We start from the raw sequence: 23,187 nt of genomic DNA, 5'->3' as shown, positions 1-23,187 counted from the left end.
CTGATCTCATTTTTTGGCCCCATCGTGCAGAGCCCCGACGCGCCTTTCAGTTTAAAAAAAATAGCCGTTCCGGCGTTCGGCCCATCGGTTCTCTACGGTGTCAGTAACGGCGCCATCCTGCCTGTGGTGGCCCTGAGCGCCCGCGAATTGGACGCCTCTGTCGCCACATCGGGGCTCATCGTGGCGCTGATCGGCATCGGGTCGCTCGTCAGCAATATCCCCGCTGCGCTGGTGACCTCGCGCTATGGCGAGCGGCACTCCATGGTCGGCGCGGCGGTGCTCAGTGTGCTGGCCCTGCTCCTGTGCATCTTCGCCAGCCATGCCTGGATGCTTGCGGTCGGCGTGTTCTTCATCGGCATGGCGTCGTCGATCTTCATGCTGGCCCGGCAGACTTACATGATCGATGCGGTGCCGGCCTATATGCGGGCCCGGGCGCTGTCGACGCTGGCCGGCACGATGCGGATCGGCGCCTTTGCCGGGCCGTTTGCGGGCGCCGCCTTGATCCATTTCATCGGCCTGGACGGGGCCTATTGGGTGGCGATCGCCGCCATGATCGGCGCCGGCCTGATCGCCTATCACGCACCCGATATGGCGCCGCCTGAGCGTCAACGGGGCAGCGCAGCCCACGCCAAGCCACGCCTGCTGGATATTGCACACTCGCACAGCCGGGTGCTCTTGACCCTGGGATTGGGCATCCTGCTGGTCAGCGCCGTGCGCGCCTCGCGGCAAGTCGTCATTCCGCTCTGGGCTGACCATCTGGGCATGAGTGCCAGCACGACGTCTCTGATTTATGGCTTGGTCGCGGCGATCGATATGTCGGTGTTCTACCCTGCCGGCACGCTGATGGACCGGCGTGGACGTTTGTGGGTCGCGGTGCCGTCTACGTTGCTGATGGGCCTTGCCCTGATTGGCACCTCGTTCAGCACGGGCGCCATCGGCTTTATCGTGGTGTCGATGATGCTGGGCCTGGGCAATGGCATCAGCTCCGGCATCGTCATGACACTGGGCGCAGACGCGGCCCCCATGAAGGGGCGTACCGAATTTCTCGGAATCTGGCGCCTGGTCGCCGACATGGGCAGCAGCCTGGGGCCCGTGGTACTGTCGGTCATGACAGGCGTTGCGTCGCTGGCCCTGGCCGTCGGCACCATGGGGATATTCGGCCTGGGGGCGGCGGCGGTGTTCTGGCGCTGGCTGCCGCGGGGCAACCCTTCGGTGAAGAACGGGTAAAGCGACCGTCGCCCAAAACGAAGATGCCGGTGCGGTCCCCTATCGGACCGCACCGGCATCTAAACCCTGTTTCGATTAAAACTACTTGCTATGCTGAGCGTGGTCTGCCTCGTGCATCGCCAAGCGCAATAGCATCAAGACACAGGCCAACAATCCAGCACCAGCCAGGATCCAGCCTTGTGGCTCACCGATGAGAGGCACTGCCAACAAGGGTGCTGCCAAACCCGCCAAAGGCGCCAGTAGCATGATCATCCAGAAAATCGCGCCACCTTGGCGAGCATGAACTGGTGCTGCTACCCGTTGTGCTGCTGCCGCGGTTGCGCGCTGATATGCTTTTGCGCGCTGTGATTTAGCACGGTAAGTCTTGACAGTACGGCCACCTTTGCCGCGCTCACGTACAAAATCCGCGTATACCACTGCCATATGCGCCTCCTCGCTCTACGCCTATGCAGACACATTGCCTGCACAGCTACTGGCCTGGCACTTCAGCGTGGCCGGACTTCTGCTGCCCCGGTCCACCAAAACACCAGCGTGTTAGTCACGAACTGCTGTTAGGTATAGAAATACTCCTATCCGGCGCGGACCGCAATGATAATTTGCACAGAAAACACAATAAATGGCAATGCGACCAATTGACGCACACCATTTCCCCCTCAAAGTCCCATTTAAATCGGCTCACGATGGAAACCTCTCGTAATTAACGGTGACACAGTCAATCACGACACCGAAGTCTCCAGAGACATACTGGCACCCGGCGGAAATAACGAGAGGAGAGAAGTATGTCTACGCAAGATAGCGCAGAACACCCCCAATTGAAACGGGTAATGGGGCCAAAGCTGCTGCTGTTGTTCATTATTGGCGACATTCTTGGCACGGGAATCTATGCCCTGACAGGACAAGTCGCGGCAGAAGTCGGCGGGGCGGCATGGGCGCCCTTTTTAGTAGCGTTTTTTGTGGCGTTGCTGACTGCATTTTCCTATCTGGAACTGGTCACCAAATATCCGCGCGCCGCTGGCGCCGCACTTTATGTGCATAAAGCCTTCGGCATCCATTTTCTGACGTTCATCGTCTGCTTTACGGTGATGTGCTCCGGGCTGACCTCTGCGGCTACGGCCTCAAGGGCATTTTCTGCCAATCTGTTTGTCGCACTGGGACTCGAGAATGACCCCACGGCCGTGACGATGGGTGCTCTGGGATTCATGCTGCTGATCATGATCGTCAATTTCCGTGGCGCGTCAGAAAGTGTGAAAGCCAACGTCGTCCTGACGCTGGTCGAGTTGAGCGGTCTCCTGCTGGTGATCCTGCTGGGCTTTTATGCCATCAGTAACGGCCAAGCCGATTTCTCGCGCGTCGTGGCATTCGAAACCCCGGAAAACAAGAGCGTCTTCCTGGCAGTGACTTCTGCGACCGCGCTGGCATTTTTCGCCATGGTCGGGTTTGAGGACTCGGTCAACATGGCCGAAGAGGTCCATGCCCCGCATCGCATTTTTCCCAAAGTCATGTTGACCGGTTTGGGCATCACCGCCGTCATTTATGTATTGGTATCCATTTGTGCCGTCGCCTTGATTCCGGTCGGTGAACTGGCCGCGAGCTCCACCCCGCTCGTGCTGGTCGTCCAACGAGCCGCTCCCGGCCTGCCAATGGAAACCATCATGCCGATCATTTCGATGTTTGCGGTGGCGAACTCGGCCCTGATCAACATGATGATGGCCAGCCGGCTGCTGTATGGGATGTCGCGCCAAGGCGTGCTGCCGAAGTTCCTGTCGTATGTGCATGCCCGCAACCACACCCCGTGGTCGGCGATTCTCTTTACCACTGCGCTGGGTCTGGGACTGATCGTGCTGGTGTCGTCCAGCAACTCCAAGGCAATCAGCGCCCTGGGCGGGACCACGGCACTGCTGTTGCTGGCGGTATTTGCCTTTGTCAACGTCGCGGTACTGGTGCTGCGCAAGGATCGAGTCGAACATGAGCATTTCCGCGCCAATACGGTGCTGTCATGCGTGGGCGCCGCCGCCTGCGTATTTCTGGTCACCCCGCTGACGGGCCGCGATCCGATTCAGTATCAAGTCGCGGGATGGTTGCTCGCGCTGGGGGTCGTGATGTGGGGCATCACCGTGCTGGTGCATCGCAAAGAACACCGTCACCTGGATCCGGAACACTTGACCGAGGATTGATAGACTAACCTGCCGCCATACGCCAAAAACGCCCCGCTCCCCCAGAGAGCGGGGCGTTTTTGTTGCATTTCGTCATGCCAGCAACCCTCGGCTGCTTGTTTTGGCACCCCGACAGAACGGCTGCGGCATACACTTGGTTCGCTGGTCGAATACTCAAAACAAGCAGGAGTCCATTACCATGCGCGCATCTTCACTAGCTACTGTCATTCTGGCCGCGATCTGCCAGGTCGCACTCATCAGCCAGCCTCTGGCGGCGCCCCCCGAGGGCAAGGGCAAGCCGTCGCAGTCCAGCCAAGGCGGCGGAAATGGAAATGGAAACGGTAAGAGCAAGAACCAGGGCAATGGCAACAGCAGCGGTAAAAGCAAAGGCCAAAGCAACGACAACCACTCCAATAAGTCATCCGGCTCAAAAGGCGGCAACAACGGCAAAGGCGGTCATGGCGGAGACAGCGACGTCAACATTTCGCTCACCTCTGCAGGCATCACGCTGTCGACTGCCCGCGGTTATGCTGTCGACTATGGCGCCACTCGATACACAGCACTGCCTCCCGGGATCCGCAAAAATCTGGCGCGCGGCAAACCCTTGCCTCCGGGGATAGCCAAAAAAACGATACCAGGCCCCATGCTGGCTCATTTACCGGTCCATCCAGGCTATGAATGGCAAGTGGCCGGCACGGATCTGATCCTGGTGGCCATTGGTACCGCGATCATCGCCGATGTGCTGTTTGACGTATTCGAATAGCGGGAAAAACGCTCAACACAACGCAAAACCGGTCGCCAACAGGCGACCGGTGCATCATGCTATTCCCTACGACACGGGAATCACTGCACGTCGAAACGGTCCAGATTCATCACCCGGCCCCAGGCGGCGACAAAGTCGCGTACGAACCGTTCTCGCGCATCCTCGGCAGCGTAGACCTCTGCATAGGCACGCAGGATCGAATTCGAGCCGAACACCAGATCATTGCGCGTGGCGGTGTATTTCACCTCACCCGTCTTGCGATCGCGCCCGGCAAAGACTTCGGCGCTGTCGTCGGTCGCCGTCCATGCCGTATTCATGTCGAGCAGATTGATAAAGAAATCATTGCTCAGGACCCCGACACGATCGGTGAACACGCCATGCGTACCGCCATCGTAATTGGCGCCCAACACACGCAGGCCGCCGATCAGCGCGGTCAACTCAGGCGCGGAGAGTGTCAATAACTGTGCACGATCAATCAGCCATTCCTCCGTGCGTACGCCATTGCCGCCCTTGCCGTAGTTGCGAAAACCGTCAGCGACTGGTTCCATCAAGTCGAACGTAGGTACATCGGTCTGTTCCTGCGTCGCATCGACACGGCCCGGCACGAATGGGACCTCGATTGCCACGCCGGCCGCCTTGGCGGCTTGCTCGACGCCGGCCACACCCGCCAGCACGATCACGTCGGCCAATGAAGCCTTGCCGCTGGCCTGCTGGATGGCCTTGAGAGTGTCCAATGCACAGACCGCCGTCTGGTTGACCGCCCAATCCTTTTGCGGCGCCAAGGCCAGGCGTGCGCCATTAGCCCCGCCTCGCTTATCGCCGCCGCGGAACGTTGCCGCCGAAGCCCAGGCCACCGAGACCAATTGACCCACGGTCAACCCGGATTCAGCGATGCGGGCTTTCAGATCGGCGATATCAGCAAGGGTCGGCGCATGCACCGGCGCGGGCAACGGATCCTGCCAAATCAAATCTTCTTTCGGAATCTCAGGTCCGAGGTAACGCGCCTTCGGTCCCATGTCGCGATGGGTCAGTTTGAACCAGGCTCGGGCAAAGGCTTCGTTGAATGCCTGCGGGTCCTCGAGGAATTTACGCGAGATTTTTTCGAACTCGGGGTCAAAGCGCAACGTCAGGTCCGTCGTCAACATCGTCGGTTTGCGCTTTTTCGACGGATCAAACGGGTCAGGGATGATGGCCTCGGCGTCGCTGGCTTCCCACTGAATGGCGCCTGCCGGGCTGCGTGTCTGCACCCATTCGTACTTGAACAGATTCTCGAAAAAGTGGTTGCTCCACTGGGTCGGCGTTTGGGTCCACACGACTTCGAGTCCCGACGTCACGGTATCTGCGCCTACTCCGCTGCCATAGCCGGAGGACCAGCCCAAACCCTGAGACTCGATCGAAGCGACCTCTGGCGCCTCGCCAATCTTGTCGGCCGGGAAAGCGCCATGGGTCTTGCCCAGCGTGTGACCGCCCGCGATCAGCGCGACGATTTCCTCGTCGTTCATCGCCATATTGCCAAAAGTCGCACGGATGAACGGCGCCGCTGAGACCGGGTCGCCACTGGCCTCTGGCCCCTCGGGATTGACGTAGATCAGGCCCATCTCCGTGGCCGAGAGCGGACTGCCCGTCAACGCCTCGGATTTGCGATGCGCCAGCCAGGCTTTTTCATTGCCCCAGTTCACATCCAGGTCGGGTTCCCACACATCCTCACGGCCGGCACCGAAACCAAAGGTGCGAAAACCACTGTTTTCCAACGCCACGTTGCCCGCTAATTGCATCAAATCGGCCCAGGAAATCGCCTGCCCGTATTTGCGTTTGATTGGCCACAGCAGGCGGCGCGCCTTATCCAGGCTGACGTTGTCCGGCCAGGAGTTCAAGGGCGCAAAGCGTTGCTGACCACGGCCACCGCCGCCACGGCCATCGACCATGCGGTAGGTACCGGCACTGTGCCAGGCCATGCGGATAAACAAACCGGCATAGCTGCCCCAATCTGCCGGCCACCAGTCCTGTGAATCGGTCAACAACGCACGCAAGTCTTTTTTCAGTGCGTGGTAGTCGAGCTTTTTGAATTCCTCTGCGTAATTGAACGTCTCGCCCAACGGATTGGAACGGTTGGAATGTTGATTGAGGAGATCAACACGCAATTGATTCGGCCACCAGTCCTGACTGGTAGTACCGCTGCCTGCGACGAGATGAAAAGGACACTTGGCTTCAGATGACACGATGAGGACTCCCTGGTGTGACTGGTGTCCACATCTTACTCAGGCTTTGTTAGGAGATGAAATTGAACTAAATAAAAGGATAAATAGTTTTTAACTATTTATAGAAATAAATAATTCACAAAATCAATGGTCAGGCGCTCAAAATCCGCACATCGCCGCCAGCGTTTCCCAGTTCAATTGCAAATCCGGCCGCATGTACCCGAGGAACCCCAGCGCGAGCACGGCCACCAGCGCGATCCCGCCCAAGGCCCGCCAGAAAGAGCGGCGCCTCATGTCAGGCCGCCGCCTGCGGTAGCGGCTGCGGTTCCAGCGATTGCTCGCGCACCGGCAGGCACAACAGCGCCGCAATGATGGCCAGCGCAATACCGATCCACCACATCAGATCGTAGTTGCCGGTTGTGGAGTAGACATAGCCTCCCAGCCATACGCCGATGAAACTGCCTACCTGATGGCCCAAAAAAGCAATGCCAGACAGGGTAGCGGCATATCGCAACCCATAAATCTGACCGATCAGTCCCTGGGTCAACGGCACCGTACCCAACCAGAACAATCCCATCCAGGCTGCAAACGCATACAGTACCCAAGGCGAAAGCGGCATCACCAGCAGTAACAACATGCCAAAGGCGCGCAAACCGTAGACGCCTGCCAATAGCTTCTTCTTGCTATAGCGCCCTCCCAGTTTGCCGGCGTAAAACGATCCCAAGACATTGAACAAGCCAATCAGCGCAATCGCCGTGGCCCCCTGACTGGCATTCAATCCGCCGTCGGCCACATAGGCGGGCAGATGCAAAGTAATAAATGCCGTGTGGAATCCGCAAACGAAATAACTGCTCGCCAAAAAATGAAATGACGGGTGCTGCAAGGCCTGACGGATGGCGGCAGACAGCGACTGGCCGCTGGCGTGAGCCGCAGGCTTGCCTCGCAAGTAGTAGGCCAATGGAATACCGGCCGCAGCCAGCAAGGAAAGCGCCCACAGTGCCCCGGTCCAGTCCAGCCCACTAATCAGCATTTGCCCTGCGGGCACCACCAAAAACTGCCCCATCGAGCCGCCCGCGCTGGCAATACCCATGGCCGTACTGCGAAATTCAGGCGGTACCGAGCGCGCCACCACAGGCAGAATCACAGGAAAAGTCGTACCTGCCTGCCCCAACCCCACCAATACACCCGCAGTCATGTACAGGCTGAATTCGTCGGTCGCCAGGCGCGTCCCGATCATGCCCACTACGTAGAGCAACGCCCCCAGCGCAATCGTGCGTCCCGAACCATATCGGTCGGCCAGCATGCCCATGAAAATACAGGACACGCCCCACACCAGGTTTTGCAGGGCGAACGCCATCGAGAACACATCGCGCCCCCACCCGTGCGCCAAGCCCATCGGCTGCATAAACAGGCCAAACGTGGCGCGCACGCCCATGGCGAGCAGCACGATCAACGTGCCCAACCACAGGGTACGCAGTGAAACCGATTGCGAGGAAGACATCTGATCTGCCTAGATGATTAGCGCGGGCGCCGAGATGGTGCAAAGCGCAGGCTCGAGCACCAATATTGTGCACATAACGAAATTTTGCCCATCATATACAACCTGCCGTAATAAAACGGTTTAGCCCCTGTCCAGGAGTGGGGTATCAATCCGGCTTTGCACGCAGCCAGACGGACGGTTCTTGCAATGCATCAAAACACCTTCGGCCAGATGCTAGAATTCGGCTCTCGCAAAGCGAATGGCCATGCCAACGATATGCTTTGTTATCAGGAACTTGCGCGTTCCGAGCCCGCCTCGCCGTAGTTAAATGGATATAACAGACCCCTCCTAAGGGTCAGTTGGTGGTTCGATTCCACCCGGCGAGGCCATCCGTTCAGAGGCCTCTATCTCAGGGCAAAAAAGCCACGCTTAGGCTCTGTTGCAATCCCGCGCTTGCGCCACAGTTAAAAAAACTGTTTAAATTCTGCACGTAAGTCTATAATTCATCTGACTTTTTCCCGGCTCCGCTCAAGCCGCCCTCTGACCAGTCCGGTCGCGTACCCTTTTTTGTCTCGGTAGTCTTATGGTGTTTTTCTGGAAACGCGCCGTTGTAACCATTCTGGTGCCTTTGACCATGGCACTGGCGAGTGTGCTGCCGGACGCGGCATATGCGGCCAAGGCCGATCCCTGCAAGACCAATGCAAAATCCGCAGCCTGCAAGGCGGCGAAATCCAAGACGACCGCGACGAGCAGCAAGTCCACCGCCAAGAAATCCACCAGGGCCACGGCAAAGTCCAGTACCCAGGCAAAAAAGACCTCGGCCAAGACCAGCGCTAAAAAGTCCGCGAGCCGCGCCACGAGCAAGAAAACCGCCGCGCGCAAGAGCACGATCATCGCACGCCAGCGCACCGCGGCCGCACATGCCAGCGCCGCCGCCCTGCCCGCCGCCGAAGCCTCCATCCGTGAGGAAATCCGGGCCTTGCGTTCCACCACGGCCTACGCCCAGGACCTGGAAACCTCGACAGTTCTGTTCGCCAAAAACGAAAACGTCGTGCGGCCGATCGCCTCGATTTCCAAGCTGATGACTGCGCTGGTCGTCGTGGACGCCAACCAGCCCATGGACCAGACCCTGGAAATCACTGCCGAAGACGTGGATGTCCTCAAGCACACGACTTCGCGCCTGCAGGTCGGAACGCGTTTGAGCCGCGGCGACATGCTGCATTTGGCATTGATGTCTTCCGAAAACCGGGCGGCCCACGCGCTGGGACGCAACTATCCGGGCGGTATCCCTGCCTTTGTGCGAGCCATGAACGACAAGGCGCGCGCGCTAGGCATGTCCAGCACTTACTTCATCGAGCCGACCGGCCTGTCCAGCCAAAACGTATCGTCGCCCCATGATTTGGCGCGCCTGCTGCGCGCAGCGGCCCAGCGTCCCCTCATCCACCGCTATTCCACCGACGACGAATACGAAGTCGACGTCGCCAACCGTACCCAGACATTCCGCAACACCAATCTGCTGGTGCGCAAGGCGGACTGGGACATCAAGGTTTCAAAAACGGGTTATATCAACGAGGCCGGCGAGTGCCTGGTCATGATGACCCGCATCAACGGCCGCGATATTGCCATCGTGCTGCTGGACTCCCAAGGCAAGTACTCGCGCATCGGTGATGCCGTGCGCATGCGCCGCATCCTGCAAAGCGACGTCGCCTCACTGGACCCCGCAACCGGCTCGAAAGTCATGTCGATGCGCTAGGCCGAGGGCGCCTGCCATCGACCTGGCGCGAAAGCGCTGCGAATAACGAATACGCGCCACGCCTGACGCCGTTCACTTGATAGCGTGATATCGCTGGACCAGCTCGAACCGTCAATGATCAAGCCGCAGCGCGCTGCAACACCGCCCCATCGTGCAGCGTTCCGGGCAAGCCGGCCAGCACGGCCCTGGCATCCAACGAACGAAGCGGGACGTCCATATCGGCCGGAATACGGCCGTCAACCTGCAGCACCTCATATCGCAGGCAACACACGCGCAAGAACGAGGTGAAATTCGCCGCCTCGCCCCGATACTCGATCAGCTCGTCATAAAGCCGTTCGATGAGTTGCGTCACCCGCATGCCGTCACGAGCGGCGATTTCCTCGAGCACCGACCAGAACAGACGTTCGAGCCGGACACTGGTGGCCACGCCGTGCAGCCGCAGCGAGCGGCTTTCGGGCGCATAAGAATCGGGATGGGCACGAATAAAGATTTCACACATGGCGCAAGTTCCTGGTAGCTCAACGTCACTGTACGATTGTGACGCTCCCACGGCAAGCCAGGCGGCACGACGTCAGACACGATACACGTCATACACGACACGCGACACACGTCATATGCGTCATATGCGTCATTCACGTCATGCGCGCAAGGGAAATCTGGCGATTTCCCGCCAAGCTCCATTGCCCTCGCGCGGGCAGGCACTGACAACGATCACACAGGCCGTGATGGCGATACCCGTAGCTGCTCGATGAGCAGGCAGGGGCCGGCCTGGAGATGAATCAATGTGTGATCTTGGTGCCCAGGACCTGCAAGAATTGCGCCAACCAGGCCGGGTGCGCCGGCCAGGCAGGCGCCGTCACCAAATTGCCGTCTGTGTGCGCCTGATCGATCGCGATCTCGGCGTAGGTGCCGCCCGCCAGACGGACCTCCGGCGCACAGGCCGGATAGGCCGAGCACGTACGCCCCTGCAAAATACCCGCTGCGGCCAACAACTGGGCGCCATGGCAGACGGCCGCGATAGGCTTACCCGCCTGATCGAACTGCTGCACGATCTCCAGCACGCGCTCGTTCAAGCGCAGATATTCCGGTGCACGCCCACCGGGAATCACCAGGCCGTCATACGACGCCACATCGACCTGCTCAAAATCATGATTCAGCGCGAAATTGTGCCCGCGCTTTTCACTATAAGTCTGCGCGCCCTCAAAATCGTGAATCGCCGTCGCCACGCTGTCACCGGCCTTCTTGCCCGGGCAAACGGCGTGCACCGTATGTCCCACTGCCAGCAGCGTCTGAAACGGCACCATGGTTTCGTAGTCTTCGGCGTAATCGCCGACCAGCATCAATAGTTTCTTGGCCATCGTTGTCTCCCTGTTCCTGGTTGCGACGCGACAATCAGGCTGATGGCGCTCGACGCCTCGGATCCAGCCTGATTGAGAACAGTCATTGTGCGGCATGAGCCGGCACAAGAGGTAGTAACCGAATACCGCTTTGACAGGAATCCGGCCGGACCGAAATTCCCGCACTACAGCCGCATGGCAACATGCATGGCAGCCACACGGCAAACCGTCGCGGCCACACGCGGCAACAACTATTCCAGCGCGACCGACACGGACTTGGCCCCCAACAAGCTGACCAGCACCTTGGGATCGATGCCGATCAAATACCCTCGACGTCCACCATTGATATAGACCACCGGATATTCCAGCACCTGCGCCTCGACCCACACCGGCATGCGCTTGCGCGTACCGAATGGCGAGGTCCCTCCCACCTGATACCCGGAATGCCGCTGCGCGACCTCGGGATGACAAGGCGCGACCTTTTTCAGCCCTGCCTGGCGAGCCAGATTTTTCGTCGAGACCTCGCGATCGCCGTGCATGACCACAACCAAAGGCCGCGCCGCCTCGTCTTCCATGATCAAGGTCTTGACCACGGCATGAGGGTCCAACCCCAACTGCCGGGCCGCCTCGCCTGCGCCGCCATGGTCGACATAGTCGTAAGTATGTTCGGTGTAATCCACCTTGTTTTTCTTCAACAACTGGGTGGCGGGCGTTTCGGAAACGTGACGGGCTTTACTCATGATGCAAGCAGGGGTTAGGCATAATCCAGAAGCTCGTTAGTGTAGACCTGGACGGCAAGTCAGAGCGTGCTTGCATTCAAGCGCGGGGATGATGCGCTGCATGCAGCGCCTTGAGCCGCTCGCGTGCCACATGCGTGTAAATCTGCGTCGTTGAAATATCTGCGTGTCCCAACAGCATCTGCACAACACGCAAGTCAGCCCCGTGATTCAGCAAATGGGTGGCAAAAGCATGACGCAACACGTGCGGCGATAACGGGGCCCGCACCCCTGCAATGATGGCGTACTTCTTGATCAATTGCCAAAACGCCTGACGCGACATCGGCTGCGCACGTCCCGTCAAAAACAAGGCGTCGCTCACGCGCGCGCCGGCAAGCTCGGGGCGTGCAGCCTGCATATAACGCTCGATCCAATGCGCGGCCTCAGCGCCCAACGGCACCAGGCGATCTTTGCCCCCCTTGCCCATCACGACGCGCACCACGCCTTCGTTCAAACTGACTTCGAGCACCTTGACGTTGACCAGCTCAGACACGCGCAGTCCGGTGGCATACAGCGTTTCCAACATAGCGCGATCCCTTAAACCGCGCGCGGTATTCAAATCGGGCGCTGCCAACAATGCCTCGACCTGCGCCTCGGACAGCGTCTTGGGCATACGGGGCGGCTGCTTTGCGGCGCTGAGCGTCAGACAGGGATCTTTTTCCGCACGGTGTTCCCGCAACGCCCACGCATAAAACCGCCGCAACGCTGCCAACCGGCGATTCGCAGTCGTCGCGCGGCTCTCCGCGTGGCGCGCGGCAAACCACGCCTCGATATCACCGGCCACGACCTCTCGCAACTGGCTCGACATTGCAGCCCCGCCATGCTCAGCGGGATTCTCCAGCCACTGTGCAAAGGCAGTCAGATCGCGTCGATAGGCCGCCAGCGTGTTCGCGGCCAGACCGTCTTCCAGCCATACCGCGTCAATGAAGGCGTCTATGTCAGGCTGTGAGGTTAATGGTGTGGAAGTCATCAGTATCTGAGAGATCATCTCTATTAAGGCGTCCCTGTTGTGTGCCTGAGTGTGGCGCTGGGCCTATCGCACGGACTCGCCCCATGAGCAGGGGGCTCGGCCTCGCTGCGCGAGGCTAAATCCGTGCTCAACGGCCCAGCGCCACACTCAGGCACACAACAGGGACTCACAATGGTGACATGCCATCGATGCCTGCACCCTATACCCACGCGCTTTCCCACATCGATGAATACGAGACGCTCTGAGCCGGGGATCGTCGTGTAAAGGGCGCGCTGGCCCGTAGAGCCTGCCGAACCTGCCTTGTCAGGCGGGGGGAAGTCGGCTGGGCATGTCTGAGTGGAGCGCAGCGGAGCGAGTTTGCCCAGCCGCCCCGCCTGACAAGGCAGGTGAAGGGAAGTCTGGCCGCGCAGGCGGCCAGACCGGGCGATAGGGCCAGCGCGCCCTTTACACGACGATCCCCGGCGCCTAAAGAACCCCGACCACCGCATTGCAAACGCCCCCCTACGCAACCGACCGCAACCACCGCTCAAACACCCTCAACGCCTCAGACCGTTCATCCCGTTGCGAATACCCAAAGTAATACCCCTGCCCCACCGTCAACACTTGCGGCACCGGCTGCACGAGCCGACCCTCCTCCAGTGCCGGATAAGCCAGAAAATGCGGCACCAACCCCACCCCTAACCCGGCCTCCGCAGCCGCCAGCATCATGGTGAAAAGCTCATAACGCGGCCCACCCGCCGCGTGCGGCCCGTAAGATTGATCATTAGCCGCATACCAGAGCCGCCAGGCATCCGGCCGGGAGCTCAAATGCAGATGAGTCAACCCAGCCAGACCGTCCTCCTCGCGGCGCGGCAAATGCGGCGCGCAAACCGGGACAAGTTCCTTTTCCGGAAATAGCAACACCCCTTGAGTCCCCGGCCAGAGACTGCTGGCGTGATACAGCGCGCCGTCGAACGGCTGATCCTTGAACTGAAATGGCAAAGTGCGAACAGACAAGCTCACACTAATGTCGGGATACTGCTGCTGAAAACCTGGCAAACGCGGAATCAGCCACGTCGTCGCCAAGGTCGGCACCACCGCAATGTGAATGCTGCGCCCCATGCCGGTGCGGCTGACCAGGCCGAACGTGTCCTTTTCGATCTGATCCAGATGATGGCGAATGCGGCCGGCATATTCGGCGCCGTGCTCGGTCAGCACGATACGCCGGCGCACACGCGTAAATAATTGCACGCCCAGGCGCGCCTCCAGGCTGGCCACCTGGCGATAGACCGCGCTATGCGTCAGTGCGAGCTCTTCCGCGGCGCGGGAAAAGCTCCCCAGCCGGGCAGACGCCTCAAAAGCCTGCAAGGCGCTCAGGTTCGGAATGCCGTTACGCATAAAAGAAACATCGCAAGGTTGAACACTACGTGCTGACAGGTCACTATATTGTGCAATTTTATCAATTGCATTGTGCAAGCGAGGAACATTATGCTCAGTAGCTTGCTATCCGGCTGATTTTGCCTGCCCGCTTATTTAATTACCGGCTTACCTATGACTATCGCGACGACTCCCTCCCGTGCCCGCCTGGGCGGACACATTCTGGTCGATCAACTGGCCGCCCACGGCGTCAAACACGTGTTCTGTGTCCCCGGGGAAAGCTACCTCGCCGTGCTCGACGGCCTGCATGACGCCAAGATCGACGTCACGGTATGCCGCCAAGAAGGCGGCGCGGCCATGATGGCCGACGCACACGGCAAGCTCACCGGCGAGCCCGGCATCTGCATGGTCACGCGCGGCCCCGGCGCCACCAACGCCATGGCTGGGGTGCACATCGCCAAACAAGACTCCACGCCGATGATCTTGTTTGTCGGCCAGATCGAACGTGGCATGCGCGAGCGCGAGGCCTTTCAGGAAATGGACTACCGTGCCGTGTTCGGCACGCAGGCAAAATGGGTCACCGAAATCGATCAGGTGGAGCGTATCCCTGAGCTGATCTCCCGTGCATTTCATATCGCCACCTCCGGCCGCCCGGGTCCGGTCGTGATTGCGCTGCCCGAGGACATGCTGACCGAGACCGCCACGGTAGACGATGCGCCGCATTATGAGGTCATCGAAAGCGCTCCGACCGCAGGCCAACTGGGCGATCTGGAACAATTGCTGTCTCAGGCGCGTTCTCCCGTGGCCATCCTGGGCGGCACACGCTGGAGCGCCGAGGCGGTCGAGCAGTTCACCGCCTTTGCCGAACGCCTGTCCCTGCCCACCGCGGTATCGTTCCGCCGCCAGATGTTGTTCCCCGCGGATCACCCCTGCTTTATCGGTGACGTAGGCTTGGGGATCAACCCGGCGCTGCTCAAACGCGTGGCCGATGCCGATCTGATTTTGCTGGTCGGCGGCCGCATGTCGGAAAACCCCAGCCAGGCCTATACCCTGCTCAACATCCCGGTGCCGGCCCAGAAACTGGTACACGTACACCCGGACAGCGCCGAACTGGGCCGCGTGTATCGCCCCACCCTGTCCATCAACACCTCGCCCGCCGCCTTTGCCCAGTCCCTGGCTGACGTCAAAGGCCCTGCGCAACCCGCCTGGGCTGCCGACACGGCGACCGCCCGCCAGTCCTATCTGGCCTGGAGCGATCCCACCACAGTACACACGCCGGGCCAGCTGCAGTTGGGCGAAGTCATGGCCTATCTGGAAAAAACGCTGCCTGCCGATGCCATCATGACCAACGGCGCGGGCAACTATGCCACATGGCTGCACCGTTTCCACCGCTTTACGCGCTACGGTACACAGTTGGCCCCGACGTCCGGCTCCATGGGCTACGGCCTGCCGGCAGCCGTCGGCGCCAAACGCGTCCAACCCGAAAAAACCGTCGTGTGTTTTGCAGGCGATGGATGCTTCATGATGCATGGCCAGGAATTCGCGACGGCCGTGCAATACAACCTGCCGATCCTCGTCTTGCTGATCGATAACGGCATGTACGGCACGATCCGCATGCACCAGGAAAAACACTATCCCGGCCGCATATCCGCCACCCAATTGCAAAACCCCGACTTTGCCGCGTACGCGCAGGCCTTTGGCGGCTATGGCGAGCGTGTCGAAACGACAGAGCAGTTTGCCCCGGCGTTTGAACGCGCCCTGGCCAGCGGCAAACCCGCCATCCTGCACTGCCTGATCGACCCGCAAACCATCACCCCGTCGACCACGCTGGACAAGATCCGCGACGCCGCGCTGCAGGCACAGCAATAAACAAATCAACGTATTAACCCGATATACGCATTCCCCGTATTTCGCTCTATACCGGAGACCCGCATGTCCTCGAATCCTTCTTTTCACTGGCAAGACCCGTTGTTGCTCGACCAGCAACTGACCGACGAAGAGCGCATGGTGCGCGACGCTGCTGCGGCCTATGCGCAAGACAAACTCGCGCCGCGCGTGCTCAACGCATTCCGCAACGAACAGACCGATCCGAAGATCTTTGCCGAGATGGGCGAGCTGGGTCTGCTGGGCGCCACGATTCCCGTCGAGTACGGTGGTGCTGGCCTGAACTACGTCAGCTACGGGTTGATCGCGCGCGAAGTCGAACGCGTGGACTCCGGCTATCGTTCGATGATGAGCGTGCAATCGTCGCTGGTCATGGTGCCGATCAATGAATTCGGCAGCGAAGTGCAAAAGAAAAAATATTTGCCCAAGCTGGCCAGCGGTGAATGGATCGGCTGCTTTGGCCTGACGGAACCCAACCACGGCTCCGACCCCAACGGCATGGAAACCCGCGCCGTGCTGACCGGCGACCGCTACAAGCTGAGCGGCGGCAAGATGTGGATCACCAACTCGCCTATCGCTGATGTATTCGTGGTGTGGGCCAAATGCGTGGGCGGTGAATTCGACGGCAAGATCCGTGGTTTCATCCTGGAAAAAGGCATGAAAGGCCTGTCCGCTCCGGCGATTCACGGCAAGGTCGGCCTGCGTGCGTCGATCACCGGTGAAATCGTGATGGACGAAGTCGACGTCCCGGCCGATCAGATGATGCCTGGCGTGTCGGGTCTGCGTGGCCCCTTCACCTGCCTGAACTCGGCTCGCTTTGGTATTGCCTGGGGTGCGCTGGGTGCCGCCGAGGCCTGCTGGCACACGGCTCGCCAATACACGCTGGACCGCAAACAGTTTGGCCGCCCCTTGGCTGCCAATCAGCTGATCCAAAAAAAACTGGCCGACATGCAAACCGAGATCACCTTGGGTCTGCAAGGCTGCCTGCGTTTGGGCCGCATGAAAGACGAAGGCACCGCCGCTGTCGAAATCACCTCGATCATGAAGCGCAATTCGTGCGGCAAGGCACTGGATATCGCGCGCCTGGCTCGCGATATGTTGGGTGGTAACGGGATTTCTGACGAGTTCGGCGTGGCGCGTCATTTGGTCAACCTCGAGGTGGTTAATACCTATGAGGGTACGCACGACGTGCACGCGTTGATTCTGGGTCGTGCTCAGACGGGGATTCAGGCGTTTAGCTGATCCTTTTCTTCGCGCCTTTTAGTTCTTTTTAGAATTCGCCTCAGCATCTTTGGATGCTGGGGCGTTTTCTTTGGGCAGCTCCTGGACTCGGGCGCTCAGGCCCTCACCAGCAGCGGCCAGGCCGCCATGGCCGAGGTGACGGCAGAGTTCAGCTCTTCCGAGCCAGTCCCGCCTCGCGCGCTAAGACTCAAACCCTTGTGGACGGTTGCATAGAAAGCGGCAACAGCGCGGATGTCGGTTCCGGCGGGAACATCGCCGTCCTCAACCCCCTGACGCAGCCGTGCCGAGAAGTTCTCGTCATTAGCTGCGCGCATTTCGCGAAGGCTCGCCACGAGTTCGGGAGACATATCGCAGGCCTCCCCGGCCGTCTGTTCGACCATGCATCCGCTCGGGAAATCGGTACGGGAAAAGACAGTGACGGCGTTGCGCAACAGGCCTTCAATACTTTCATGCGCCGTCGGCAATTCCATGATGCGCCGTACTACCTCCTTGTGAAGCGCCACGTAGTGTTCGAGGGCCGCCCGATAGAGGCTCTCCTTGGACCCGAAGGCCGCGTAGAGGCTGGGCGAGGCGATGCCCATGGCTGCAGTGAGGTCACTCATTGAGGCGCCGGCAAAACCCTTTGCCCAGAACACGCCCATTGCCTGTCCCAGCACCTCGTCACGATCGAAACTGACAGGGCGGCCCCGCTTCGGAGTGCGCGGCGTCGATGGAGGCTGCATCATAAGGTCCTTTTTTTACCGATCATTACATAATTATCTTTGCACTGGCAAAGCAAAAGCAGATACTATTTTTGTAATGATCAACACATAAATAATTTAACACAGGAGTCTCTCCATGAACATGCCCACCCTTCCCCTCGCTGGCAAGCGAGCCCTCGTTACCGGTGCAGCACGCGGCATTGGTGCGGCCATCGCACTGAAGCTGGCCGAAGACGGCGCAGACGTCGCTATCACCTACGAGAAATCGGCCGAAAAGGCTGAGGCGCTCGCTGCCAAGATTCGCGCCCTGGGCCGCAAGGCAGTCGCCATCCAGGCAGATGCCGCCAGCCCTGAAGCCGCGAAGACAGCAGTAGAACAGAGCGTCGCCGACCTTGGCGGCCTTGACATCCTGGTCAACAACGCTGGGGTTCTCTTTTCGGGTGACTTTGCCGAGCAATCACTGGAGGAAATAGATCTGCAGTTGAACGTCAACGTGCGCGGCGTTTTCGTCACCACCCAGGTTGCGCTCAAACACATCCCGAATGGCGGGCGCATCATCACGATCGGCAGCAATGCGGGCCTGTCTGTTCCGTTCACGGGCATCGCAGTCTATGCTGCCACCAAATCCGCGATGGAGAGCTTCACCCGTGGCCTCGCCCGTGAACTCGGCCCTCGTGATATTACCGTCAATCTGGTCCGCCCTGGCCCGATCGACACCGACATGAACCCTGCCGACGGCCCGCTCGCGCCCGCTATCCTCCCGAGCCTGTCGATTGCCCGCTACGGTAAACCCCGAGAAGTCGCCGAGGCCGTCGCCTTCCTCGCCGGGCCTGGCGCCGCCTATGTTACCGGGTCGGGCATTCTTGTCGATGGCGGCATAAGCGCTTGAGTTACCGCCCGAGGAGGACCGGCCTCCTCGGCCCTGCACTCACAACAAATTCAGTAGAGCGAAGAAAGACCATGACAAAGATGATTGTCGTTTGCGCTGGCGACGCCAACGTGAGATTTGATCGAGACTACTATGCGAACGATCATTTCAAGTTAGCGATGGCATGCTGGGAAGAGTATGGACTTCAATCGGCGGAGGCATTTTTTCCGTACGCTGAAGCCGGCAGCTGGAAATCCATTGGCATATACACCTTCTCGTCGGCAGAAGGAGTACATGCCGCGCTGAAGAGCCCAAAAACACAGCAAATAATGGACGACGTGAAGAATTTCACCGACGCCCCAATCGTGCTGCGTAGTCTGTTCACGGAGTTTTGAGGAATACGATGTCAATCGACGCGGGACGTTGACCCGTTGTGCACGTCCCTCGTCACTTCTTGGGATCGGCAGCCCAGCCAACGAAGGTACTCGCAAGCTGCCGACTACCGTCTCCAGCTGAGTCCAACTGCCAATGCCAGCGACGCGCCGATTGCCAATGAGGCCACTGCAAATCCGAGCTGCACTTCATGAGCGGCTGCGCCGTCAGGCGCGATCGCGATGAACAGACCGCCAATGATCGCGACGCATACTGCAGCACTAATCTGCAAAGTGGCAGTGACCAAACCCGAGGCCAACCCGGCCCAACGTGCATCGACCTGATCCACGTTCAATCGCACCAAGGCAGGCAATGCGATGCCTTGTCCAGCGCCAATCAGGAACAATGGCAACGCGAGCCAGGTCGCCGCATCGACGAAGGCGAGCGCTGCGACCATGACCAGACCGAACACTTCCAGGCTCATGCCGAACGCGGCGGTACGTGCCCCGAAGCGCCGGGCGATGCGTGGACCGCACAGCGGACCAAGAAAGAAACCGATACCAAGCGGCAGAATCGCCAAGCCGGTTGCCAACGCATTATTTCCCAGGCCTGCCTGTTCGTACGCCGCAAACACCAGGAAGAACGCCGCGAGAGCGTAAAAGAAGAATGTTGCTGCCAGGCTGCGCCTCAGTCCGGGAGCAGCGAGAATCGAGGGCAGAATCAGAGGCGTTCTGTCAGCGAGCTCCTGTCTTTTTTCATACTTCCAGAACATACACAACAACGGTATGCTCAAGCCAAGTAACGCGACGCACCACCACGGCCAGTGGTGCTCCCTTCCCTCGATGAGAGGCACGACCAAGGCCAGCAAGCCCGACGCTAACAGCAAAGCTCCTGACACATCCAGACGAGCAGAGCGCTCGGCCCGGCTCTCACGCAGCAGCATCAGTGCAGCAGGAACCGCAACGATGATGACCGGGATATTGATCAAAAAAACGCTGCGCCAGCCCAACCCCCACGGACTGGCCGAAACCAGCACGCCGCCCAGCAGTTGGCCACCCACAGAAGCCAAGCCGAACGTCGCACCATACAGACTGAGCGCGCGATTTTTCTCGCTTGCAGGAAAAAGGGAGTGTATCGATGCCAGCGATTGCGGCGCCATAATGGCCGCCGATATACCTTGCAGCAATCGCCCGCCAACGAGCATGCCCGGTGACGGCGCCAAACCACACAGCGCTGAAGCAACGCCAAAACCAAGCATACCGCCAATAAAGACTCGCTTGCGCCCATACAGGTCGCCAAGACGCCCTCCTAATATCAAGGTGACCGCATAGGCTGCGGCATAGACCGAGATCACCAGTTGCGAGACATCTGAAGATGCCCGCAGGTCAGTGCGAATGGCCGGCAACGCCACATTGACGATGAAGAAGTCCAAGGGCGGCAACATTGTGCCGGTCAGCAGAACAACAAGGGCGAGCCAACGGCGCGAATCAGGAGCCACGGGCTCGAACGCTTGAGTCAACGTATTCATGATTTGTAAACCTGTACCAGCGAACTAAAGAGCAACTGCCCGAACGCGCTGAGGTGTCATGGCGGTAAAGTGCGGCACATCGGCCATTACGGCGGAGACCTCCGGTGAGGCAAACGCGGCTTCGAACGCCGCTTCATTCCGGAAAACGCATTCACAGATGGCGATGGTCCCTTCCCGTTCGGTCGATGGGAAAAATGCTTCCAGGCTGAGCAAACCATACTGAGCCCATGCCTTGATGACCAGCGGCAGGTGGACGTTGACGTAATAGCTGCGGTCAAACGCATCTTGTGGCGTGCCTTGATAGGTCACGTAGATAACAACTGGGGCAGTCTGAGTATTCATGGAAGTTCCAGGTCAAGCAGACCCGGAATGGGACAGTTCAACGACAGGCGCAATAGTGACGTCTGCGAAACTGTTTGTGAACCGCCATTTCTGTACGTTTCTTGTACATTTTTGAACGGCGACTCACGGCATGGAATGGGGCGATGTTCGAATCTTTCTGTCGGCAGTCCGCGCGGGCCTTGTCGACGCGGCCGCCTGATCTAACCTAGCGAATAGATGCCTAGTCGTGATGACCGACTAGCCGCCCGATCGGCGTAGTTTCTTGCACATAAAAACACGCCGAAAGCCGTCTTGCTCAGCGCGTCGATATTCTTCCCATCCAAGCTTTTGATAGATTGCCAAGTTCTCACGCATCAGCTCGTTGGTGTAGAGTCGCAACTCGCTCTTTCCATTTTGAGTAGCGAATTCATCGGCAAAATCGAGGAGCCTTCTGCCAAAGCCTTTGCCTTGGCTCCCGCGTTCCACAGCTACGTTACTTACCAGCAAATGATCTGCCTCCATCCGCAACACCATGAGGCCAGCCAGACCCTCAGCAGTGTCTAGCACCCAAACCCTTTTTGCCTTGACATGCACGGTATAGTCGTCGGTCATCGGGGCAGGCTCGCGACCAATACGCTCGATGTAAACCGAGTAGGCATCTTTAACGATGTTTTGAATCTTCAAAACATCCGCTGATACTGCAGGTCGAATGGTGATTTTTGACATTTTCTAGTCGTCCCTGAATGCGCCGATATGGTCAAGAATGCCATCTATCACCCAGAGCATCGAGATAAACCAACGGGCGATTGCTTGCGTCAGCATAAGTTGCCAACATTACGCGAGCAGTAAATACGTATGCGCAATGCCGCTACGAGTCACGACATGTCGACCATCCATCAGTTGTCACCACAAGCCAAATCGATAGCCGACTCGCAATGGATAAGGGTTGTGTCGAAGACGGGAACGGAGACATTGCTTTCGTTGAGCAACATGCCGACCTCCGTGCAACCGAGGATCACGCAATCCGCTCCTTTCTCGACCAAGCCCCGTGCGATGTTTTCATAGATCGTACGGCTGCCCGTGGTCGTAACGTTCAAGCACAGCTCGTCGTAGATGATGCGATGCACCTCGGCTCGATCCGCAGCGTCGGGAATGATAGGCTGGAGTGAGGCTGCCTTGAGGCGGTCGATGTAGAAGGCTTGCTCCATGGTGAACGCGGTCGCCATCAGGCCAGGCGCATTCAGGCCCGCCTTCGTGATTCGATCCGCCGTCGCATCTGCGATGTGCAGTAGCGGAATGCCCACTCCGCTCATCATCTGCCCGGCCAGCTTATGCATGGTATTGGTCGCCAAAACAATGAAGTCGGCGCCGCCGCGCTCCAATGCCTTGGCCTCGGCGTTCAAGATGCCTCCCGCCTCATTCCATTGGCCGTTTTTCTGCAGCGTCTCGATTTTTGCGAAATCCAGTGACCGGATCAGCAGTTCGGGAGAATGCAGACCACCCAGACGTTGGTGCGTAATCTCGCACATCTTGCGGTAGTAGATCTGCGTCGAGGCCGCAGACATGCCTCCCAGGATTCCAATAGTTTTCAAGTCTTTCTCGATCGATCGCTGTGTTGTATCAACAGTAATGCCGCCATACCTCGCGCCGTTTTCACGGCCTGTGGACCTCGGTACACCGCGGCGGCGGTGGCGCCTTCGATCAGTATGAGGAGTTGCTCCACCAATTCCAAACAATCATCTTCGCCACGTTCCAGACAAAGGATGCGGTGGATTTTTTTTCTGAGACGGGCCTTGTGTTTGCGCATGGCTTTCGAAATTTCGGCTACTTCACCCCCGCTCTCGCCCTGGGCGCGCAAAAACAGACAGCCTCGGGCGCCTTCTTCGTGTATCCATTGCTCCAGTGATTCGAATAGCGCGTCCACAGTAGGCACATTCAGCAGCCGCATGAACCTATCGTCCCTTTCCGAGAGCACAGCGGCGATGAGAGCCGTCTTGCTGCCCGCGTACTTATATAGCGTGCGGCTGGACATGCATGCCGCCTGAGCCACGCGGTCCATGCCGGTCGCGGTAAAGCCATGCTGGTCAAAAAGACGCTCGGCGGTAGAGATGAGATGGCTGTCTGTATTCATATAGCCAGTCTAAAACGATCGTTTTACACATGTCAAACCTCCACGTACAGCCCGTTGAGCAGAGCCGATCAATGGTGGGCGACTGAAATTTTTAACAGTGGATGTAATAAATCCCCCCGGTTGCCGA

General features: G+C 59.1%; 23 protein-coding genes and 1 tRNA gene. 9 read left to right on the top strand and 15 right to left on the bottom strand.

Translation table 11 applies throughout. The features are described 5' to 3' along the window. Window positions 1–24 precede the first annotated feature (24 nt). Window positions 25–1,227, top strand: coding sequence for an MFS transporter (locus tag ACYVI2_RS02015; protein ID WP_415821886.1), 1,203 nt, complete (start codon window positions 25–27; stop codon window positions 1,225–1,227). 81 nt (window positions 1,228–1,308) lie between these two features. Here the strand turns inward: ACYVI2_RS02015 and ACYVI2_RS02010 are convergent, their stop codons facing one another. Beyond that, entirely contained in the window at window positions 1,309–1,650 is a 342-nt protein-coding gene (locus ACYVI2_RS02010; RefSeq protein ID WP_415821885.1) for a hypothetical protein, read from the bottom strand. Window positions 1,651–2,006: 356 nt separating this feature from the next. Here ACYVI2_RS02010 and ACYVI2_RS02005 point away from each other — a divergent pair, with 356 nt between their 5' ends. Together ACYVI2_RS02005 and ACYVI2_RS02000 are read left to right on the top strand one after the other, a co-directional pair. Beyond that, window positions 2,007–3,401, top strand: coding sequence for an APC family permease (locus tag ACYVI2_RS02005; protein WP_415821884.1), 1,395 nt, complete (start codon window positions 2,007–2,009; stop codon window positions 3,399–3,401). A gap of 178 nt (window positions 3,402–3,579) precedes the next feature. After that, window positions 3,580–4,143 (top strand): anti-virulence regulator CigR family protein, encoded by a 564-nt coding sequence (locus ACYVI2_RS02000; RefSeq protein ID WP_415821883.1) that lies wholly within the window; start codon window positions 3,580–3,582, stop codon window positions 4,141–4,143. Between the two features lie 80 nt (window positions 4,144–4,223). On the opposite strand, the gene katG is transcribed toward ACYVI2_RS02000, so the two are convergent. From katG to ACYVI2_RS01985, 3 genes are all read right to left on the bottom strand, one after another. Then, window positions 4,224–6,362 carry a catalase/peroxidase HPI gene (gene katG, locus ACYVI2_RS01995; RefSeq protein WP_415821882.1) on the bottom strand — a complete coding sequence of 713 codons (2,139 nt, stop codon included), beginning with the start codon at window positions 6,360–6,362 and terminating at the stop codon, window positions 4,224–4,226. Between the two features lie 138 nt (window positions 6,363–6,500). After that, window positions 6,501–6,635: a hypothetical protein gene (locus ACYVI2_RS01990; protein WP_415821881.1), complete on the bottom strand. Its 135-nt coding sequence runs from the start codon at window positions 6,633–6,635 to the stop codon at window positions 6,501–6,503. A 1-nt stretch (window position 6,636) separates the two neighbouring features. Next, window positions 6,637–7,842 carry an MFS transporter gene (locus tag ACYVI2_RS01985; protein ID WP_415821880.1) on the bottom strand — a complete coding sequence of 402 codons (1,206 nt, stop codon included), beginning with the start codon at window positions 7,840–7,842 and terminating at the stop codon, window positions 6,637–6,639. A gap of 293 nt (window positions 7,843–8,135) precedes the next feature. On the opposite strand from ACYVI2_RS01985, the gene ACYVI2_RS01980 reads away from it, so the two are divergent. Further along, window positions 8,136–8,210: transfer RNA gene (locus ACYVI2_RS01980), tRNA-Arg, on the top strand. Between the two features lie 194 nt (window positions 8,211–8,404). Next, a complete protein-coding gene (gene pbpG, locus ACYVI2_RS01975) occupies window positions 8,405–9,574 on the top strand; it encodes a D-alanyl-D-alanine endopeptidase (protein ID WP_415821879.1) in 1,170 nt (389 codons plus the stop codon). A gap of 118 nt (window positions 9,575–9,692) precedes the next feature. Here the strand turns inward: pbpG and ACYVI2_RS01970 are convergent, their stop codons facing one another. The 5 genes from ACYVI2_RS01970 to ACYVI2_RS01950 form a co-directional block, all read right to left on the bottom strand. Beyond that, window positions 9,693–10,073 (bottom strand): ribbon-helix-helix domain-containing protein, encoded by a 381-nt coding sequence (locus ACYVI2_RS01970; protein ID WP_415821878.1) that lies wholly within the window; start codon window positions 10,071–10,073, stop codon window positions 9,693–9,695. A 280-nt stretch (window positions 10,074–10,353) separates the two neighbouring features. Continuing rightward, complete coding sequence (locus ACYVI2_RS01965; RefSeq protein ID WP_415821877.1) at window positions 10,354–10,932, bottom strand: DJ-1/PfpI family protein; 579 nt, start codon at window positions 10,930–10,932, stop codon at window positions 10,354–10,356. Between the two features lie 230 nt (window positions 10,933–11,162). Then, entirely contained in the window at window positions 11,163–11,651 is a 489-nt protein-coding gene (gene ybaK / locus ACYVI2_RS01960) for a Cys-tRNA(Pro) deacylase (RefSeq protein ID WP_415821876.1), read from the bottom strand. A gap of 76 nt (window positions 11,652–11,727) precedes the next feature. Beyond that, window positions 11,728–12,660, bottom strand: coding sequence for a site-specific tyrosine recombinase XerD (xerD, locus tag ACYVI2_RS01955; RefSeq protein WP_415821906.1), 933 nt, complete (start codon window positions 12,658–12,660; stop codon window positions 11,728–11,730). Between the two features lie 498 nt (window positions 12,661–13,158). Beyond that, a complete protein-coding gene (locus ACYVI2_RS01950; RefSeq protein WP_415820790.1) occupies window positions 13,159–14,034 on the bottom strand; it encodes a LysR substrate-binding domain-containing protein in 876 nt (291 codons plus the stop codon). A gap of 153 nt (window positions 14,035–14,187) precedes the next feature. Between ACYVI2_RS01950 and ACYVI2_RS01945 the strand changes: the two genes are divergently transcribed. Beyond that, window positions 14,188–15,882, top strand: a complete 1,695-nt coding sequence (locus ACYVI2_RS01945; protein WP_415820791.1) for a thiamine pyrophosphate-binding protein — start codon at window positions 14,188–14,190, stop codon at window positions 15,880–15,882. A 63-nt stretch (window positions 15,883–15,945) separates the two neighbouring features. Next, on the top strand, window positions 15,946–17,139 hold the full coding sequence (locus ACYVI2_RS01940) for an acyl-CoA dehydrogenase (RefSeq protein ID WP_415820792.1): 1,194 nt from the start codon (window positions 15,946–15,948) through the stop codon (window positions 17,137–17,139). A 95-nt stretch (window positions 17,140–17,234) separates the two neighbouring features. On the opposite strand, the gene ACYVI2_RS01935 is transcribed toward ACYVI2_RS01940, so the two are convergent. Beyond that, window positions 17,235–17,864 carry a TetR/AcrR family transcriptional regulator gene (locus ACYVI2_RS01935; RefSeq protein ID WP_415820793.1) on the bottom strand — a complete coding sequence of 210 codons (630 nt, stop codon included), beginning with the start codon at window positions 17,862–17,864 and terminating at the stop codon, window positions 17,235–17,237. A 112-nt stretch (window positions 17,865–17,976) separates the two neighbouring features. On the opposite strand from ACYVI2_RS01935, the gene ACYVI2_RS01930 reads away from it, so the two are divergent. Then, window positions 17,977–18,729 (top strand): SDR family oxidoreductase, encoded by a 753-nt coding sequence (locus tag ACYVI2_RS01930; RefSeq protein WP_415820794.1) that lies wholly within the window; start codon window positions 17,977–17,979, stop codon window positions 18,727–18,729. Window positions 18,730–18,800: 71 nt separating this feature from the next. Beyond that, window positions 18,801–19,103 carry an EthD family reductase gene (locus tag ACYVI2_RS01925; RefSeq protein WP_415820795.1) on the top strand — a complete coding sequence of 101 codons (303 nt, stop codon included), beginning with the start codon at window positions 18,801–18,803 and terminating at the stop codon, window positions 19,101–19,103. Window positions 19,104–19,207: 104 nt separating this feature from the next. Here the strand turns inward: ACYVI2_RS01925 and ACYVI2_RS01920 are convergent, their stop codons facing one another. The 5 genes from ACYVI2_RS01920 to ACYVI2_RS01900 form a co-directional block, all read right to left on the bottom strand. Further along, window positions 19,208–20,608, bottom strand: coding sequence for an MFS transporter (locus tag ACYVI2_RS01920; protein ID WP_415820796.1), 1,401 nt, complete (start codon window positions 20,606–20,608; stop codon window positions 19,208–19,210). A gap of 24 nt (window positions 20,609–20,632) precedes the next feature. Next, on the bottom strand, window positions 20,633–20,950 hold the full coding sequence (locus ACYVI2_RS01915; RefSeq protein WP_415820797.1) for an EthD family reductase: 318 nt from the start codon (window positions 20,948–20,950) through the stop codon (window positions 20,633–20,635). Window positions 20,951–21,187: 237 nt separating this feature from the next. Further along, on the bottom strand, window positions 21,188–21,655 hold the full coding sequence (locus ACYVI2_RS01910; RefSeq protein ID WP_415820798.1) for a GNAT family N-acetyltransferase: 468 nt from the start codon (window positions 21,653–21,655) through the stop codon (window positions 21,188–21,190). A gap of 170 nt (window positions 21,656–21,825) precedes the next feature. Then, window positions 21,826–22,521, bottom strand: a complete 696-nt coding sequence (locus tag ACYVI2_RS01905; protein ID WP_415820799.1) for an aspartate/glutamate racemase family protein — start codon at window positions 22,519–22,521, stop codon at window positions 21,826–21,828. Continuing rightward, complete coding sequence (locus ACYVI2_RS01900) at window positions 22,518–23,060, bottom strand: TetR/AcrR family transcriptional regulator (protein WP_415820800.1); 543 nt, start codon at window positions 23,058–23,060, stop codon at window positions 22,518–22,520. The genes ACYVI2_RS01905 and ACYVI2_RS01900 overlap by 4 nt, the downstream gene beginning before the upstream one ends. Window positions 23,061–23,187: the final 127 nt, after the last annotated feature.

The sequence above is a fragment of the Bordetella tumbae genome, assembly GCF_054780995.1.
The sequence above is the reverse complement of the archived record's forward strand: the minus strand, read 5'-3'. Positions and strand labels throughout refer to the sequence as shown.

What these genes read in the sequence shown, in the direction of transcription:
- ACYVI2_RS01990 (WP_415821881.1), bottom strand. Translation starts at nt 6,635, where the DNA reads ATGAGGCGCCGCTCTTTCTGGCGGGCCTTGGGCGGGATCGCGCTGGTG.
- ACYVI2_RS01930 (WP_415820794.1), top strand. Translation starts at nt 17,977, where the DNA reads ATGAACATGCCCACCCTTCCCCTCGCTGGCAAGCGAGCCCTCGTTACC.
- ACYVI2_RS01965 (WP_415821877.1), bottom strand. Translation starts at nt 10,932, where the DNA reads ATGGCCAAGAAACTATTGATGCTGGTCGGCGATTACGCCGAAGACTAC.
- ACYVI2_RS01925 (WP_415820795.1), top strand. Translation starts at nt 18,801, where the DNA reads ATGACAAAGATGATTGTCGTTTGCGCTGGCGACGCCAACGTGAGATTT.
- ACYVI2_RS01985 (WP_415821880.1), bottom strand. Translation starts at nt 7,842, where the DNA reads ATGTCTTCCTCGCAATCGGTTTCACTGCGTACCCTGTGGTTGGGCACG.
- ACYVI2_RS02010 (WP_415821885.1), bottom strand. Translation starts at nt 1,650, where the DNA reads ATGGCAGTGGTATACGCGGATTTTGTACGTGAGCGCGGCAAAGGTGGC.
- ACYVI2_RS01970 (WP_415821878.1), bottom strand. Translation starts at nt 10,073, where the DNA reads ATGTGTGAAATCTTTATTCGTGCCCATCCCGATTCTTATGCGCCCGAA.
- ybaK (WP_415821876.1), bottom strand. Translation starts at nt 11,651, where the DNA reads ATGAGTAAAGCCCGTCACGTTTCCGAAACGCCCGCCACCCAGTTGTTG.
- ACYVI2_RS02005 (WP_415821884.1), top strand. Translation starts at nt 2,007, where the DNA reads ATGTCTACGCAAGATAGCGCAGAACACCCCCAATTGAAACGGGTAATG.
- ACYVI2_RS01915 (WP_415820797.1), bottom strand. Translation starts at nt 20,950, where the DNA reads ATGAATACTCAGACTGCCCCAGTTGTTATCTACGTGACCTATCAAGGC.
- ACYVI2_RS01940 (WP_415820792.1), top strand. Translation starts at nt 15,946, where the DNA reads ATGTCCTCGAATCCTTCTTTTCACTGGCAAGACCCGTTGTTGCTCGAC.
- pbpG (WP_415821879.1), top strand. Translation starts at nt 8,405, where the DNA reads ATGGTGTTTTTCTGGAAACGCGCCGTTGTAACCATTCTGGTGCCTTTG.
- ACYVI2_RS01935 (WP_415820793.1), bottom strand. Translation starts at nt 17,864, where the DNA reads ATGATGCAGCCTCCATCGACGCCGCGCACTCCGAAGCGGGGCCGCCCT.
- ACYVI2_RS01900 (WP_415820800.1), bottom strand. Translation starts at nt 23,060, where the DNA reads ATGAATACAGACAGCCATCTCATCTCTACCGCCGAGCGTCTTTTTGAC.
- ACYVI2_RS02000 (WP_415821883.1), top strand. Translation starts at nt 3,580, where the DNA reads ATGCGCGCATCTTCACTAGCTACTGTCATTCTGGCCGCGATCTGCCAG.
- ACYVI2_RS01945 (WP_415820791.1), top strand. Translation starts at nt 14,188, where the DNA reads ATGACTATCGCGACGACTCCCTCCCGTGCCCGCCTGGGCGGACACATT.
- ACYVI2_RS01950 (WP_415820790.1), bottom strand. Translation starts at nt 14,034, where the DNA reads ATGCGTAACGGCATTCCGAACCTGAGCGCCTTGCAGGCTTTTGAGGCG.
- ACYVI2_RS01920 (WP_415820796.1), bottom strand. Translation starts at nt 20,608, where the DNA reads ATGAATACGTTGACTCAAGCGTTCGAGCCCGTGGCTCCTGATTCGCGC.
- ACYVI2_RS01910 (WP_415820798.1), bottom strand. Translation starts at nt 21,655, where the DNA reads ATGTCAAAAATCACCATTCGACCTGCAGTATCAGCGGATGTTTTGAAG.